At 42.3% G+C, this 17569-nt stretch carries 12 protein-coding genes; 5 read left to right on the top strand and 7 right to left on the bottom strand.

Annotated features, from left to right (window positions below; all coding sequences use genetic code 11):
* Nucleotides 1–24 precede the first annotated feature (24 nt).
* On the bottom strand, nucleotides 25–1731 hold the full coding sequence (locus ACNS8M_RS00525; RefSeq protein WP_419225314.1) for a GGDEF domain-containing protein: 1707 nt from the start codon (nucleotides 1729–1731) through the stop codon (nucleotides 25–27).
* 1209 nt (nucleotides 1732–2940) lie between these two features.
* Here ACNS8M_RS00525 and omp33-36 point away from each other — a divergent pair.
* On the top strand, nucleotides 2941–3840 hold the full coding sequence (gene omp33-36 / locus ACNS8M_RS00520) for a porin Omp33-36 (protein ID WP_419225003.1): 900 nt from the start codon (nucleotides 2941–2943) through the stop codon (nucleotides 3838–3840).
* A 90-nt stretch (nucleotides 3841–3930) separates the two neighbouring features.
* On the opposite strand, the gene ACNS8M_RS00515 is transcribed toward omp33-36, so the two are convergent.
* The 3 genes from ACNS8M_RS00515 to ACNS8M_RS00505 form a co-directional block, all read right to left on the bottom strand.
* On the bottom strand, nucleotides 3931–4629 hold the full coding sequence (locus ACNS8M_RS00515) for an ion channel (protein WP_419225002.1): 699 nt from the start codon (nucleotides 4627–4629) through the stop codon (nucleotides 3931–3933).
* Nucleotides 4630–4861: 232 nt separating this feature from the next.
* Nucleotides 4862–6571 carry a cation acetate symporter gene (locus ACNS8M_RS00510; RefSeq protein WP_168526603.1) on the bottom strand — a complete coding sequence of 570 codons (1710 nt, stop codon included), beginning with the start codon at nucleotides 6569–6571 and terminating at the stop codon, nucleotides 4862–4864.
* A gap of 1 nt (nucleotide 6572) precedes the next feature.
* On the bottom strand, nucleotides 6573–6905 hold the full coding sequence (locus ACNS8M_RS00505) for a DUF485 domain-containing protein (protein WP_167845675.1): 333 nt from the start codon (nucleotides 6903–6905) through the stop codon (nucleotides 6573–6575).
* Between the two features lie 185 nt (nucleotides 6906–7090).
* Here ACNS8M_RS00505 and ACNS8M_RS00500 point away from each other — a divergent pair, with 185 nt between their 5' ends.
* Both ACNS8M_RS00500 and ACNS8M_RS00495 read left to right on the top strand, forming a co-directional pair.
* Nucleotides 7091–10582, top strand: coding sequence for a PAS domain-containing hybrid sensor histidine kinase/response regulator (locus ACNS8M_RS00500; protein ID WP_419225001.1), 3492 nt, complete (start codon nucleotides 7091–7093; stop codon nucleotides 10580–10582).
* Nucleotides 10583–11084: 502 nt separating this feature from the next.
* Entirely contained in the window at nucleotides 11085–11852 is a 768-nt protein-coding gene (locus tag ACNS8M_RS00495; protein WP_419225000.1) for a hypothetical protein, read from the top strand.
* Nucleotides 11853–11951: 99 nt separating this feature from the next.
* On the opposite strand, the gene ACNS8M_RS00490 is transcribed toward ACNS8M_RS00495, so the two are convergent.
* Entirely contained in the window at nucleotides 11952–13652 is a 1701-nt protein-coding gene (locus ACNS8M_RS00490) for an NAD-dependent malic enzyme (protein WP_180060344.1), read from the bottom strand.
* Between the two features lie 170 nt (nucleotides 13653–13822).
* The gene (locus tag ACNS8M_RS00485; RefSeq protein WP_004970219.1) at nucleotides 13823–14104 is read right to left on the bottom strand and encodes a DUF2798 domain-containing protein; all 282 of its coding nucleotides are present in this window, start codon (nucleotides 14102–14104) and stop codon (nucleotides 13823–13825) included.
* Nucleotides 14105–14299: 195 nt separating this feature from the next.
* On the opposite strand from ACNS8M_RS00485, the gene argS reads away from it, so the two are divergent.
* Nucleotides 14300–16090, top strand: coding sequence for an arginine--tRNA ligase (gene argS / locus ACNS8M_RS00480; protein ID WP_325781601.1), 1791 nt, complete (start codon nucleotides 14300–14302; stop codon nucleotides 16088–16090).
* A 34-nt stretch (nucleotides 16091–16124) separates the two neighbouring features.
* Nucleotides 16125–16733 carry an SPOR domain-containing protein gene (locus ACNS8M_RS00475; protein ID WP_104852865.1) on the top strand — a complete coding sequence of 203 codons (609 nt, stop codon included), beginning with the start codon at nucleotides 16125–16127 and terminating at the stop codon, nucleotides 16731–16733.
* Between the two features lie 103 nt (nucleotides 16734–16836).
* On the opposite strand, the gene ACNS8M_RS00470 is transcribed toward ACNS8M_RS00475, so the two are convergent.
* Complete coding sequence (locus ACNS8M_RS00470; protein ID WP_419224999.1) at nucleotides 16837–17484, bottom strand: glutathione S-transferase family protein; 648 nt, start codon at nucleotides 17482–17484, stop codon at nucleotides 16837–16839.
* Nucleotides 17485–17569 lie beyond the last annotated feature (85 nt).

Here is a 17569-nt window from a genome sequence, read left to right as displayed (position 1 = left end):
TTGATTTTAGAGATGATGTGCAACTTAACCCTCAACCGCATTACGTCCACGCGCTTTGGCTCTAAACAAATGCTTATCGGCTTTTTCCAGCAAGCTACTCCATGAAGCAGCACCTACTGCAACGCCCGCACTAATAGAAATTTTAATATAATCATTAATTTCTGGAATATAAATTTCGTCTTTGACAATTTGACAACGTAGCTTGTCTGCCAAATAAAGTGCTTCAGTAAATTCAATATTATCAATGACCACCAAGAATTCATCGCCACCAAAACGCACCACTAAATCTGATGAGCGCACATTGGCTTTGAGTGTTTTAGCAATCAATTTTAAGGCTTGGTCACCAACAACATGACCAAAGGTGTCATTCACATGTTTGAACTTATCCACGTCCATAATAATTAAACCTGTTTTAGTCAATTTCTCAGGTTTTTGTTCCAAAAATTTTAAATATTCTTCTAGTGCTAAACGGTTTGAAACACCAGTTAAAGCATCGGTATTGGCAATATTACGCAGCTGAAATTCCAAATTATCACGCTGTACTAAACGTTGTTTTAATTTTTGAATTGCTTCAAATAAAGACACACTATCGCTATTTTTATTGTTGATAAGGGCACTGACTTCATCATCATAAGCGGACAAAGCCAAAATTTGTTTGCGTGCCTGAATGAGTGGAATAAATACTTTTGAGCGAGCATACACCATGGTAAAAATGGCAGCCATCAACGAAATAAGTGTAACCACCAGCGTTAAAATAAGTTTTTGTTGTGCTTTGAAGTGATCTTTTTTTGCCAGCGCCAAACTATAATCCAGCACATAAGTTTGTAAATCGACGACAGTACTAAACTTATCGACCATGACTTCCGTTAATTGCGTACCCGTTAATGAGTAAGGCTCACCACGCAAACTTTGCTCAATCAACTGTTTTATAATTGGAATACCTTGATCCAAAAATTCAGCCTTGAGCTGATTATGCAAAACGGTATATTCCGGCACTTTGTGCGCTTCAGGCAAAATGGTATGTACCAAGTCCCACAAATAATAGGCCTGTCTTTGATTTTGCAAAGAATTGGCTAGATTTTCTTCGGGGATTTTTTCGCCAAATGTAACCGCAGCAAACACATTTGAGGCGACTCGTCCCGCCTGATCACGCAAATCTGACAGTATAAAAATAACGCTATAGTAGGTAGATACAGCAGTATCTTTACCCACAGAATCCAACATGACATGCTTTAAAACATACTGTGAGCTGTCCCAAGCATTGAACATTTTCTGGATCGCTTGATCGAGTTGTTCTGAACGTCGCAAATGTGTTGGTGTTGCCGCATAAGCATCTACCGCATCACGCCCCTGTCTTAATGAGGCTTGCAACTGATCTGACAAATAAAATGCCTGATGATTAAAGCCTTCACGCTTAAGTACCCGAATCGTGTCCTGAATTTGTTGATCAACCTGCAAACGGTACTGTTTTAATTCTTCTAAATGTCTTGCCTGATCTGCAGGTGTACTTGACATCACTTTATTGGCAGGAGCCCGCTCACGGGAAATATTATTGGTTAATTCTGCAACATTACGCAAGACAGAAATTTCGATTAAGGCGTGCTCTGCCTTTTTGTAACTCTGATAACTGCTGACAATTAAAGGCACTGAAATAAAAATTAATGAGCCAATAATAATGATCATTGAGATAAACAAGCGTCGACTAATCTGCTCAGAATGCAATTTCGCCATCATGTTTAGCCTAACTCCATCTCACTTCAGCCTTAAAAGCTGAACTTGGTCACTTTATCGTCAGCAATAGTACAACAGCTTGGATGATATTTCTTATTTATTTTAGCAATAATTTTAATCGCTTAGTTTTAATTAAGCATCGGTAATATACTCAAAATGATTGCAACCCACTAAAGCAAAATAACAGCTCATCCATGTTTCACTGATTCTGAGTCACTTTCAATTCATTTATATGCTTTATGTTTCATACCGAAATGATGAAAAAACTCACTGTGAACAGCAGAAAATATTTTACAGTTGCAACATTTAGGTGCATAATGCACCCCAATAGGGCGAGTTTAGTTTTTCCTCAGCAGAAAATTAAACTTTCCCGCAAATTTTGGCGAAAAAACCCAGTTTTCATTGAAAACTGGGTTTTTTTTATACAAAAATAACAGCACTCATATTCACCCATCAATATAAATGCACCAATATGGTGCATAAAACTCATCCATATATTAACTTTTATCATCTGGCCGATAGCAAAGTGATAAGTAACCAGCCAGCCAATTTAAGACAAAAAAAACCCAACCTTGGGGAAAGTTGGGCAGATAAAAAGAAACAATTATGGAGAATTTCATCGTACTACTGAAAAAACCAGTCTGTAGATTTGATATGTAAAATTATGAGAAATTTCACAAAACTCAAAAACCCGACTTAAGTAGTAGGACTTCGTGAGAGAATTATGAACTAAATCACAATTTATGTAAAGCATAGTTAATTGGTCTGCTATATTCTTGAACAGACCACCAAATAAATGTGATAAAAGTCACACAAAAATACTCATTCACATCAATTAATCACATAAAAATATGACGGTTAGCATGTTTTTAATACAAAAAAAGAGTATTGCTACAAAAAACACGTCAATTTTTAAGTTATTGTTCACACTAAAACTATTGGTTTTAAGGATTATTTACATAAATAGCATCGCTTATTCCAATCAAAAATTCTTCAACCTGTCATAACTCTAGGGTTCTAAACAACATAATGACTTGTTATCACTACATTTTTATGGTTGACAACAAAAAATCTATTTGAATATTTTTCAACCAAAAAAGTCAATTGGACTTAATGCCTGAAGAATGTTGTTTTAGTTCATTGACTTAATAAATTGTTACACTAAAATGATCAATGTTTCATCCATTTTTAACAAAACTGGTAACTATCATGAAAAAACTCGGTTTAGCCACTGCATTATTATTAGCCATGACCGGTGCTCAAGCGTACCAATTCGAAGTTCAAGGTCAATCTGAATACATCGACAATACTGTAAACGATAAGAATTTCACTGGTGCTGTTCAAGGTACTTACTACTTCAAAAATGTTGATGCAACTAAAGGTCCATTGGCTGAAGCTGCATTCTTAAACCAAGCGTCTAACTTCTCTTTAGCATACAACTATGGTGAATATGACGAAGATGGTTTAGATATCGTTTCTCACACATATGGCGCTAAAGCTGAAGCATATGTACCAACTAAGCTTGTACCTGTTTATGCAAGTGCAGCATATAGCCACACAATTCATGACAGCAAAAACAACCTTAAAACTGATGACCAAGGCGACCGTTATGCCTTAGAACTTGGTGCAGTTGTTGCGCCTAACTTCTTGGTTGCTGTAGGTTATACAAGCGTTGCAGACCAAACTTCTTATGACGCTTTCAATATCCTTGCTAATGGTGTTGCTAAAGCAGCGCTTGAGTCAGGCACAATTGCTGAAGACCAAGATGCAATCACTGCACGTACAAAATACGTAGGTGCAATTGACGGCACCAATATGGCTGTTGGTTTTGAAGCAGGTCTAGTTTACGGTGAAAGCACTGCTTATAACTTAAAAACTGATCTTTATTTAACACCAGCACTTAGCGTTGGTGCGTCATACATGGAGTCAAGCTACAACGATTCTCCAAATAAAGCTTGGGGCGCGAACGTAAACTACTTCATCACTCCTGCGGTTTCAGTAGGTGCAAGCTATGTAAATGCAAACTTCGAAGCAGCTAAAGCAGCAGAAGAAGACGCTGATGTACTTGACACTCAAACTGTTGGTGTAAACGCTAAATTCCGTTTCTAATTTCACATTAGATACCGAAGTTAAAAAAGACGCTCATCTGAGCGTCTTTTTTTATGCCTGAAATATGTCATGAAAAATTTGCACGCTGTTTTACTCAGCCGAATCATCATGGTGATGATGCGGTAAGTGGCGAATGTACTGCAATGCGATTAAACGTGACACGATCAATGCCAAATACATCACGCCACAGAACATTTGCAACATGGCAATGAACCGTGCTTCGGGACTGATCGGTATAAGATCAGATAAACCTGTCGCAGATTGCAAACTAAAACTTAAAAACAGTAAATCCAACCAGCTTTGTAAACCTGTAACATTCGGGTTCTGAAAACTATTTGGAATCAGAATCTGGCAAATACTGTATAAAAAAGCAAAACCCCAAGCAATTAAAGTAAACACTGCGGCAGCGGCAAACAGCTCATCTTTGGTTAAATAACGGTCATGGAACATATAGCGCAATAAGCCATACGCTGCGCTAAAATAGGCTGCAGCTTCACAAGCATGACTCATCACCAAAATAAGAGGATGCCGCACACCTAGTAAAATAAAGAATGAAAAGAACAAAGCCGCATAAACAAAACTGAGCCCCAAAACACTCAACATTGGCGTTTGTCGAATCACTTTAGCAATGAGCAGCAACACCAATACCCCCACCATCCACGTGATGACTTTATAGGGCATGTTGTGATGTGCAAAGAGTGAGAGCAGCAAAATCAAAAACTGCAAAAACAACAGCCATGCCGAAGGCAAGACCCGAAATCTTTTCCATACATTTTGTAGTGCTTGCATACGCCTCTTGTAGTGCTTGCATACGCCTCGGCTGCCTTTTTATTGTTTTGATTTCTAACATAACATGCTGCCAGATCACTGCATGCATGGACTCTGTATCAAAATTGCATATATAAAACCTCTCTCTATACTTTAGATGAAATAGCCCTCCTAGATGCTAGATAGATCATCCACGAAATTTTAGCCATAAAAAAAGTCCCATTGCTGGGACTTTTTTGTGGTGTTTCAGACCTTAGTGGTCAGATGCACCAGAGATACCAATACCAGTTTGTGAGCGTACGAACTGTGCATCGAATGCTTTACGTTCAGCTTGTGCTTGCGCAGAGTTGTCAGTGATAGAGAACAACCAGCAGCAGAAGAATGAAAGTGGCATTGCAAAGATCGCAGGACCATTGAATGGGTTGATTGGTGTGTCAGAAATTTGCAGCGTATCTACCCAAACTGCTTTAGACAATACAATCAAGGTGACTGCTGAAACTAAGCCTGCTACCCCACCAATCACTGCACCACGAGTCGTTAAGCCTTTCCAGAACATAGATAGTACAAGTACTGGGAAGTTTGCACATGCTGCTACAGAGAATGCTAAACCGACCATGAATGCAACGTTTTGTTTCTCGAAAAGAATACCCAAGATCATTGCGAAGATTGCTAAGCCTAAAGTTGCAATTTTAGACATGCGAAGTTCAGATTCAGGTGTCGTTTGACCTTTCTTGAATACGTTAGCATACAAGTCGTGAGAGATTGCTGAAGCACCAGACAATGTCAAACCAGCTACAACCGCAAGAATTGTTGCGAATGCTACCGCTGAAATGAAGCCCATGAACAAGTCACCGCCAACTGCGTCAGACAAGTGCACCGCAGCCATGTTGTTACCACCAACAAGTTCTAACTTGCCAGTCACTGCCATTTTCGCAACATCAAGGAATTGTGGGTTGTTTGATACATAAAGGATCGCACCAAAACCAATGATGAAGGTTAATAAGTAGAAGTAACCAATGAAACCTGTTGCTACAACTACTGATTTACGTGCTTCTTTCGCGTCTTTTACTGTGAAGAAACGCATCAAGATATGTGGTAAACCTGCAGTACCGAACATTAACGCAAGACCAAGTGAGATTGCATCAATTGGGTTAGACGCTAAATTACCAGGACCCATAATGTTTGCAGCATCTGCCAAGCTCAAGTCATGTACTTTAGAGAATACTTGGATCGATTGCTCGAACATGTTAGTGAAACTGAAGCCCACACCTTTCATTACCATGAAGGCCATGAAAGTTGCACCTGAAAGTAACATCACCGCTTTGATGATCTGTACCCAAGTTGTTGCCAACATACCACCGAACATTACGTAAGCCATCATGAGTAGACCCACGATTACTACCGCAAGGTTGTAGTTCAAACCAAAGAGTAGTTTGATTAACTGGCCCGCACCTACCATCTGTGCAATCAGATAGAACGCAACCACAACAAGTGAACTGAATGCTGCAAGGGTACGTACCGGCTTTTCAGCTAGACGGAACGATACCACGTCAGAAAGGTTATATTTCCCTAAGTTACGTAAACGTTCAGCAATCAAGAACAATACAATTGGCCAGCCCACCATGAAGCCCAGTGAATATAGCAAGCCATCAAAGCCTGACATAAACACCATTGCGGAAATACCGAGGAACGATGCTGCTGACATATAGTCACCTGCAATCGCTAGACCATTTTGGAAACCAGAAATACCACCGCCTGCGGTATAGAAGTCCTTAGTGCTCGTAGTTTGCTTCGCTGCCCATTTAGTAATGAACAAAGTTGCACCAACGAAAATTAAGAACATAATAATTGCTGGCCAGTTGGTTGGCTGCTGTTCTGCTGCACCTAAATCTGGTCCTGCAAATGCCATACCTGACATTAATACAGTAGACGCAGCCAGTGCTTTCAATGAATTCCATTTCATCTTAGTGCGTTCCTTTCTCATGTGTAATTGCTTCAACTTCACGCATCGCTTCTTCGTTCAATTGGTCAAGTTTGCCATTCGCAATTGATGAATAAACAGCACACAAAATGAAAGATAAAACGATAATGCTCAGACCTAATGGAATACCCCAAGTCGTCACACCGCCAGAAATTGAACTCAATAAGAATTCTTTGTTATAGCCCACTAAAAGCATGAAACCTACGTACACAAACAACATGATTGCTGTTAATGTCCAACTTAGGTTACTTTTTCTGCGAACCATTTCTTTGAATTTTGGGTTTTGTAGAATGCGTTCTACTTGTACCTCATCCATAACCTGCTCCTTCAAGCGCCCTGCCTTAGGCGCAAATTTTTAATTCGAATTATTTCGAACTTAAAATTAACAATGTTGAAGCCGATTTGCAATTTAGACTTTGGTCGCTAAAAAAATGATCAACCTCAGCGCAAAGGCAATGGAATAGGCTATCATAGCCCTATTGTCGATACTTTTAAGGCATCATGAACAGCTGGCTCATTATGGGGGTTTTAGCCCTCTATATCGCATTACTTTTTATCTGTGCTTTCTATGGGGAAAAACACGCCAGTCGTTTAAGCACGCGTGGGCGCATGCTCATGTTCAGCTTAACTTTAGGGGTGTACTGTTCATCATGGACTTTTTATGGTGCAACGGGCGCAGCCGTTCGTGAAGGGATCATTTTTTTACCCATTTATTTAGGGCCATTGCTGTTTGTCGCTGTTGGTTATGATATTTGGCGACGTTTAGGTCGAGTGCGACAACACCACGCCATTTCATCGATTGCTGACTTTGTTGCTGCACGTTACGGTAAAAGCGGGCCATTGGCATCACTGGTCACAATTTTGGCGGTGATTGCAATTATTCCCTATTTGGCTTTGCAATTACGCGCAATTGCGCTGAGTGCCGCAGTGATTTTGGATCAAAGCACCAATGTTGAAAGTACCACCAATGCGGTGTTATTCCTGACAGGTTTATTGGCTATTTTGGCGATGCTGTTTGGTACTCGACAAATTGCCAATACCGAACAACACGGCGGCTTAATGCTTGCGGTTGCCTTTGAGTCCTTTGTCAAACTATTTGCCTTGCTGGCTGTGGCCTTCTTCTTTGTATTTGAAGCGCCTGACAATATTCATCAAATTGCCAATGATGTTTCAATTACCTTCCATGAAGTACAGCTGTTTGGTGTGCCTGAAACCTTTTGGGTGCAAACCTTATTGGCGGCATTAGCGATTATTTGTTTGCCGCGTCAGTTTCACGTTGCTGTGGTCGAACTGCGCGATGAAAAACATATTCGGGGTGCGCGTCGCTGGTTTACCGTTTATCTGATTTTAACCACCATCGCGATTGTTCCAATTGCCAGTTGGGCCTTGCACGCAGCTCCGCAATATTTAGCCATCCCTGATGTAGCAGTATTGTCTTTACCGCTTAGCTATAACCAAGACTGGTTGACGCTGTTGGCGTTCTTGGGAGGATTCTCCGCCTCAACAGGCATGCTATTGGTATCTTCAGTAGCACTGTCGATCATGCTGAGTAATGACCTGATCATGCCTGCCTTGTGGCGCATGGGCATTTTCTCACGCCATGACAAGCGCTTGCCTTTGGTACTGAAATTCACCCGACGCATTTGTATTTTAGCGGTGATGCTGCTCGGCTTCCTGTTCTTCAACTTCTTTAACGATATTGATCAACTTTCTGTGTTTGGCTTGTTGGCCTTTAGTGCAGTGGCACAGTTCTCCCCTGCCCTGATTGGGGGGTTATATTGGCGTGGTGGCAGTAAACAGGGCGTTTATGCAGGCTTAATTGTTGGATTTGCGATGTGGGCCTATACCCTGCTACTTCCGACTATTTTACGCAGCCTGCCAAGTCAGTTCAGCGAGTTTACCCGTGAATTTTTATTACTGGGACCTTTAGGCATCAACTGGTTACGCCCTGAAGCCTTGCTTGGCTTTGAATCTTTTGCCCCGCTCACACATGGGGTGGTTTGGGCGCTCGGTTTAAATATTTTGTTATATGTTTGGGTGTCACGTATTTTCCGCCCAAGTGTGGCAGAACAGATTCAGGCCGAAAGTTTCTTTTATTATGAAACCAAGCCTTTGCCAACTCAGAACATGAGCAACGAGGTCAGCTATTCACATCAGGATGTAGCGCGTTTAAAAGTAGGCGATTTAATCACACTGGCAAAACGCATTACAGGCGAATCTCCAACCCGACAAGCCTTTGAACAGTTTAGTCAGCAAAATAATGTGGTGCTGAATGAAAACGCCAACGCCAACGGCATGTGGTGGCGTTTTACCGAACAATATTTGGCAGGGACGATTGGTGCTGCTTCGGCACGTACCTTGCTCACCACCGCCATGGTCAATAATGGCCTTGCGTTAGGGCAAGTCGCGAATATTCTTGACCAAGCTTCACAATGGCAGCGCTTCAACCAAAATCTGATCATGACCATGATTGACCACATGACCCAAGGGGTGAGTGTGGTAGATGAAAATATGTGCTTGGTGGCATGGAATAATCAATATCTCAAACTATTTGATTATCCTAAAGATATTGTCTATGTTGGCTGCCCAATTGCCGATTTGATTCGCTACAATGCCGAACGTGGCGAATGTGGTCCAGGTTCAATTGAAGAACATGTGCGTAAACGTATTCATTGGATGAAAATGGGCAGTGCGCATGAGTTTGAGCGCATCCGTAAAGATGGTCGTGTCATTCAAATGCGCGGCAACCCAATTGAAGGCGGTGGTTTTGTAACCACCTTTGCCGATATTACTGCCTTCCGTGAAAATGAAGCTGTGCTTGAAGCACGGGTGCAGGATCGTACCCAACAATTGGCCGATGCCTTGTCCGAACAACAATTGGCTCGTGAACAAGCCGACAAAGCCAATATGTCCAAAAGCCGCTTTATTGCCGCAGCGAGCCACGATTTATTACAACCGATGCATGCGGCCCGTTTGTTCAGTACAGCTTTAGAGCAAACTATTCAGTCGGATGAAGACCGTAAAACCCTGCAGCAGCTAGATCGCGCCCTGCATGGTGCAGAAAGTATGCTTTCCGCCTTGCTGGATATTGCCCGTTTAGAGGGCGGTACCATTCAGCCAAAACGTCAAGCATATCCACTGCATGATTTACTCAGCGATTTAAGCCTGCAATTTAAATCGATTGCAGCACAACGTGGCATTGAATTCCGTGTGCATGATGTGCAGTTCTGGATTGATACCGACCCACAATGGATTCGTCGTATTATCCAAAACTTTGTCAGTAATGCCCTGCGCTATACCGCCAAAGGGCGTGTTGTGGTAGGGGTACTGCGTTCTGCCGAGCATCCACAGCATATTCGGATTGGGGTTTGGGACACCGGGCCGGGCATTGCCGAAGAACAGCGCATTAAACTGTTTCAGGAATTTGAACGTTGTGGACATACTTCACCTTGGGGTGAGCAAGGTCTGGGCTTAGGCTTGGCGATTGTGCAACGTATGACCAGCCTGCTGAACTACCCTGTGCATGTCTATTCTGAACTGGGCAAAGGCTCTTGCTTTATGATTGAAGTGCCAATCGTAGAAGCACCAAAAGTGGTGGCAGCGCCTGTGCAAGTGGTACCAATGAAAACCAAAGCCTACAAAATTTTATGTCTGGATAATGATGAGACCATTTTGGAAGGCATGGCGACCCTGCTCAGCAAATGGGGCTATCACGTCTTTAAAGCCACTGAGCCCGAACAAGCCATTGACCTGATTCAGCGTGAACACATTCAGGTTTGGTTGGTCGATCAACACTTAAATGACGATAAAATTGGTTTAGATTTTATTCTGGAACATCGTCAGGAAGATGTCCCTGTGGCATTAATTACAGCAGACTCCGACCCAGAATTGCCGCAACGCTTAAAAGAGCTGAATATTGTATTGCTGAAAAAACCGTTAAAACCAGCATCGCTGCGTTCTTGGTTATCTGGACTGAAAATTTCAGGCAGCTGATACCCATAAAATTTTGTCTGCCCCGCTTTAAACTATGCTTGGTTGAGGCCATGTTAAGCGCGAGGCAGGCAAATACTCAATATCCATCTTGCAACAGTTTAATGCTGCTTTACTTACTGCAACCCTAGACCACTCAAAAAACAACAGATTGCCTGTAAAGTGTCACAGCCGCTGGCCTGATGTACAACGTCCATTGACCAAAATTTTCAAAAACATCGAGTTTTGAGTGCCTGCCATTCACATTAAATACCATCGTCTCACTGGCTATGGCAAAGTCTGACAAGATGGTAAGTGAATATGCTCAATAAATTTTACAATTTGTCTAAGCCCTGAGTTTGTCGTTATTTTTTGCCCTTATCGCCAAAACATTAGACTTTAGTCGTATATGCTTAAAACGCTTCATGCGCACATAACTAAGTACAAGAAATGATCAATTAGCTGGTGTAGCCTATATAAATACTGCCATTGATCAACCCTTCTTCTCGTTTTAGGAAGTGATGTCATGAATTTAGCTGAATATGAACAGCAGCTTGCCGAACAATCTCAGCAGCTGCATCGTCAATACGGCGTCAATGCGCTCTTACCCGAAATTCAATGGAATCAACTGTTCCCCAATAGCAAACTCAGTTCCACACATCTTCAAGCTTTGGAAACCATTTACCAAAGTGCTGTGCCCTTAGCCTTGCAGGTTTTTGAAGAGTTAAACTTTGATGTATTTAGTCCTGCAGCTTATAAACCTCAAGGTTTAGGTCTGTTCGAGAAACTTGCAGATCAGGAACAACAATTACTCAGCCTTTTGGAGCAAGAAGCTCAAGGTCTCGATGGACCTACCCGCCAACATATTTGGAGTATGTTATTGCGTGGTGGTGCCGTACTGGTCTTTAAAGCATGGTTGGGCAAAGTCAAAACCGATACAGCACAGCTCGACACCTCTCAATTTGATGAGCTGTCCGATTTACTGTTTATTAAAACCCCACCCTTTGAATTGGCAGAACGCTTGAATATTAATGCACATGCCCCTGCCGAACATATTTTTCTGTTATATGGTAATGACGTATATTTAGACCGTTTTAACAGTCTCGAAACCGCAGCGCTATTTGTCGATTTAGGCGTCTATGATGCGGCTTTTTTAAGCCTGAGAGATGACCGTGTGGCCAAATACTTAATTGGGCAAGGCTATGTCAGCCAGCAACAAATTGATGAATTACAATGTGCTTTAAATCCATTAAATTGTGCCGATTTAAATCCGAAACAGAATTATATTGCCTAGGGTTTGTTGAGCATTGCATTAAAAAACAAGGCGTGCCAATGGCACGCCTTGTTGGTTCGTCTATCTGCCAATTCAGACAGTAAAATTGCATAACCTGCCTTAAAAAGTCACTCGCTTATAGTCACGGTAAGCAGGCTTCCAAAAGTTTGCTTCAATTGCCTCTCGTAAAGCCTCATCACTCATGACAGCTGCAACACCTGCATCCATTGCTGCTTTTGCAACTCTAAATGCAATAAATTTAGACACCTGCTGAATTTCATTTAAATCAGGTAATAAATCTGCGTTTGGATCCTGCAACAATGGTGAGCAGTCCGCCAGCGCATTACTTGACGCAATTAACATACTGTCTGTCACACGTGTTGCCCCTGCAGCGATTACCCCTAAGCCAATACCTGGGAAAATATACGAGTTATTGCATTGGGAAATATTATAAAGTTTGCCCTGATAGTTCACTGGCTCAAATGGGCTACCTGTTGCAATTAAGGCCTTGCCTTCAGTCCACTCCAAAATATCGGCAGGAAATGCTTCAACTTGTGAGGTTGGATTTGACAATGGCAACACAATTGGACGCTCGCAATTGGCAGCCAAGGTTTTAATTACCTCTTCAGTAAATAAACCCGGTTGCCCCGAAACCCCAATCAATACGGTTGGCTTGGCGTTTTGAATGACGTCCAACAGAGAAATCACACCCTCAGGATTACCCCAATGTGCAACACGGTCAGGACTTTGTGCCAATTTACGTTGGAAATCGAGTAAGTTTGGCTGATTGCTGGTGAATAAACCAAAACGATCCACCATATACACACGGGCACGTGCTTCAGCATCGCTCAAGCCTTCCACCACCATTTGCGCCACAATTTGCTCGGCAATACCACATCCTGCAGAACCCGCGCCCAAAAAGGCAATGGTTTGATCTTTCAGCTGCTTGCCTGCCGCACGTGATGCAGCAATTAAACTGCCCACAGATACGGCAGCTGTGCCCTGAATATCATCATTAAAACAGCAAATCTGATCACGATATTTATTCAGCAAGGGCATGGCATTTTTCTGAGCAAAATCTTCAAACTGAATCAATGCCTTTGGCCAACGGCGTTTCACCGCATCAATCACCTGATCGACAAATTGATAATATTCCTCACCACTAATACGTGGCTGATTCCAGCCCATATAGATCGGATCATTCAGTAATTGTGGGTTATTGGTGCCGACATCTAAGGTAATCGGCAAGGTATAGGCCGGGCTAATACCACCACACGCTGTATATAAAGATAGTTTCCCAATTGGAATACCCATGCCGCCAATGCCCTGATCACCCAAGCCTAAAATACGCTCACCATCAGTAATCACAATCACTTTGACATTCTTTTTATTGATGTTTTGCACAATGTCATCAATATGGGCACGATCTGGATAGGAAATAAAAATACCCCGATGACGGCGGTAAATATCGGAAAAACGCTGACATGCCTCGCCCACAGTTGGGGTGTAAATAATAGGCATCATTTCACTCAAATGCTGTTCAATCAGGTGATAAAACAGGGTTTCATTGGTGTCCTGAATGTTGCGCAAATAAATATGCTTATTGATGGCATCGCTAAAAGCAGAATATTGCTGATACGAACGCTGGCTTTGTTCTTCAATATTTTCAATTGCATGTGGAATTAAGCCATGCAAGTTAAAACGGGTGCGTTCTTCTTCTGAAAATGCAGAACCTTTATTTAATAAAGGCAATTCTAAAAGGCCGTTGCCCGCATAGGGAATATATAAAGGACGTTTCTGCTGCAAATTTGCGGTTGTCATTGTTCATCTCATTCTAATCGGTTGCTGATGGCGCATGGATTGAGATGCACCATCTGACATCTGACTAGCTTAGCCCGAATTGCAGCAAATAGGGCATTTAGAAGTTTGATAACCAAATCTGAATGATTTTTATTTCTGATAGCCCATGTTATATAGGCATCGAACCTGATTTATTTGGGTGGTTGCAGTGGCGTCATATCTACAATTAAGCCAGTGAACTTACGCACCAAAGGCAGCACACATAATACGACTGGAAAAGCAAACGCCCAAGAAATCATCCAGTTATGCAACCACAGGGTAAAAAAACCCTCAATCCAGCCCAAATTTCGGATCATATTAATCAACGAAATGATGCCACTCATCAAACATGATAAAAAGAAAGGCATTACCACCGTGGCCCATTTCATGGGTAATTTGGGTACATTGCCAAAAATCATTGCACGTTGTTTCATGCTCCAGCCTTTTCGTCTCACTGAATGCCGCATACTATGCCATGAATTGCTGGCTTAAAGGATGATTTTTCAGGCAATTTGTTCATGCTTAGCCACAATCTCTGAAATTCGATAAAGCATACAATTGCACTCCCCTAAAGCCCCTGAAATTTGCTATATTTAGCGTTTTTCTGCACATCTATTTTTCGACTAAATATGAATACGGCAATACAAGCAGCGCTCGATCATGCAGTGCAATCCCTTCAAGCTGAAGGTGTACTCCCATCTGACTGGAACAATACGAGTAATTTAACCCGTACCAAAGACCGCAGCCACGGTGATTTCGCATCAAATATTGCCATGATTGCCTCTAAAGCCGCAGGCATGAAGCCACGCGATTTAGCCGAAAAAATGCTTGCTGCCCTGCCTGAAGTTGCAGACATCAGCAAAGCAGAGATTGCAGGTCCTGGTTTTATTAACTTCTTTTTAAATGCCGACCAGCGTTTTAGCGTTTTAGACCAAATTCAAGCACAAAAACAACAATTTGGACGCAGCCAAATCAATGCAGAAAAACGTATTCAGGTCGAATTCGTTTCTGCCAACCCAACCTCAAGCCTGCACGTGGGTCATGGTCGTGGTGCTGCTTATGGTATGACCGTTGCCAATTTACTTGAAGCCACAGGCGCCAAAGTTGACCGTGAATACTATGTCAATGATGCTGGCCGTCAAATGGATATTTTGGCAACTTCAACTTACTTGCGTTATTTGGAACTGGCAGGTCAAACGCTGGTGTTCCCCAAAAATGCGTATCAAGGCGACTACGTTAAAGACATCGCACAAAGCATTTTAAAACAGGATGGTGAGCGCCATGTACGCCCTGTTGCAGATGTATATAACAATGTGCCTGAAGATGTGCAATATGCGGCAGAACTCGATGCCGATGGCAACAAAGTGGTCTTGTCGGGCGATAAAGAAAAACACATTGATGGTTTGATTTTCAATTCGCAAACGCTCTTGGGCGATGATTATCGCGTGTTCCATCAAGCTGCGCTGAATGCTATTTTGGCCGACATTAAAGATGACTTGGGCGAGTTTGGTGTCACCTTTAACCAATGGTTTAGCGAAGCGTCATTGACAGAAAAAATTGATGAAGCTCTGCAAACACTAGATCAACGTGGTTATCTATACGAACAAGACGGCAATATCTGGTTTAAATCGACCGCATTTGGCGATGAAAAAGACCGTGTGGTGAAACGTCGTAATGGTCAAACCACTTACTTTGCTTCAGACATTGCTTATCACCTGAATAAATTACAACGTGGCTACACAGACCTAATTGATATTTGGGGTTCAGATCACCACGGTTATATTTCACGTGTGAAAGCGGCCATTGATGCACTAGGCTACGACTCGAAAAAATTAACGGTACTGTTAGTGCAGTTCGTGAGCTTATGGCGTGGCGGTGAAATGGTACAAATGTCATCTCGTTCAGGTCAGTACGTGACCTTACGTGATTTGCGTAAAGAAGTTGGCAACGATGCTGCGCGTTTCTATTATGTCATGCGCAAATCTGAACAGCACATTGACTTTGACCTAGATTTAGCCGTTTCACAAAGTAAAGACAATGCTGTCTACTATATTCAATATGCACATGCACGTATTTGTCGTATGCTCGAAAAAGCTGCGGCTACGCAATTGAATTTTGATGCGACGACTGCACGTCAGTTTGCCGCTAAACTTGAGCTAGATGCTGAAACTGAAATTTTAGCCAAACTGGCTGCGTATCCTGAAATTTTAGTACGTGCTGCCAACAGCCACGAACCGCATCAGGTAGGTAACTATTTGAAAGAATTAGCAGCATTGTTCCACGGTTGGTACAATGAGCATAAAGTGCTGAATGATGATGCAGCCTTGACCCAAGCACGCTTATTGCTTTCAGTAAACGTACAACAAGTCTTGCGGAATGGTTTAGAATTATTAGGTGTCTCTGCACCAGAAACAATGTAAAAGCCCAATAAAAGCATAACAAGAGGAAATCCACGTGTTTGGAAAAACGCAACGCGGTGTATCTGAGCGACCGAATAAGCCCAAAAAACCACTAATTCCAACGTGGTTAGGCACGCTCGTGGTGATTTTAATCGTGTTGTGTTTTGCTGTAGCCTTAATGCTCTGGAAACCGTGGGCACCTGTGCAGCCTAAAGGGCAAATCAATTCTGAGCATTATCAGGAAGATACCAACAAAGACTATCGTTTTTATGATTTGCTGCCACAGCAACAGGTTACCCCAATTCCAGAGCAAGCAGTACCTGAAACACAGCAACAGAATACCGTAGTCATTGTTGAAGCACCTGCTGCGGTTGAAGCGCCAGCGGCCAGCGAAGCCAATGTTGGTCTGACAGAAATGCCAGCCCCTGTGGTACAAGCCAGCTATATTCTACAAGTGCGTAGCTATACCGACCCAGATGCTGCAGATGCACGTCGTGCCGAAATTATTTTGAATGGTTTATCGGCAGATGTGGTGAAAAGCGTAGAAGCTGGTGAAACTTGGTATCGGGTGATTTCAGGCCCTTATGATTCAGCCGATGCTGCAGTGATTGCTCAGCAAACTTTACAGCATAGCGGCATTGATTCAATTGTCGTGAAACGCTAAGCCTAGTTACTATCAATCGACCAAAATCAATTAAAAAAAAGATGCCACGGCATCTTTTTTTTAGGTCTATAGAACGATGTGCTCACAAGAATCATTGCCAGATTTACATTAACTGCTGCTCACGTTCGCGTGCACGCTGAAATGCGGGACGCTGTTCCACACGTGCCAAATAAGCCGCAATCTGTGGATAATGATGCCCGGTACGGCTTTGCAATGCTTGGAGCGGGAAACCCATTTGAATATCGGCAAAAGAAAAATCCCCTGCAAAATAATCATGTTTGCCCAAATAATCTTCTAAATAAGCAATATGATCTTTTAAACGAGGCTGAATAAACCCTGCTTTAACACCTGCTGTAATTTTTTGCGCCATTGGTCGAACTAACCATGGCACATGCTGCGGCACATTGGTCATCACCAACTGCATCACTAACAATGGCATTAATGAACCTTCGGCATAATGCATCCAGTATTGATAGGCTTGCTGTGCTGAAGCCTGCTGCGGTTTAAACTGCCTTTGCGTATCATAATGCTGCTGCAAGTACTCCAAAATGACAGCAGATTCTGCAATGGTCTGTTCTGCATCAGTCAAAATTGGTGCTTTACCCAATGGGTGAATCAGCTTCAATTCATTGGGCGCGCTTAAATTGGGCTGACGGTGGTAAAACTTGATTTCATAGTCCAAGCCCAGCTCTTCGAGCGCCCACAAAATGCGGAAAGAGCGGGATTGATCAAGGTGGTGTAAAGTAATCATAAACGTCCTATTTTGTTTTTATTGCATCTGTTTTAAGTGATTGTTATATCTTCTGTTTCACGCAACATTATAAAAAGGCATGTCC

The organism is Acinetobacter sp. A2, from assembly GCF_048537555.1.
GTDB lineage: Bacteria > Pseudomonadota > Gammaproteobacteria > Pseudomonadales > Moraxellaceae > Acinetobacter.
This window is presented reverse-complemented; position numbering and strand designations above follow the sequence as displayed.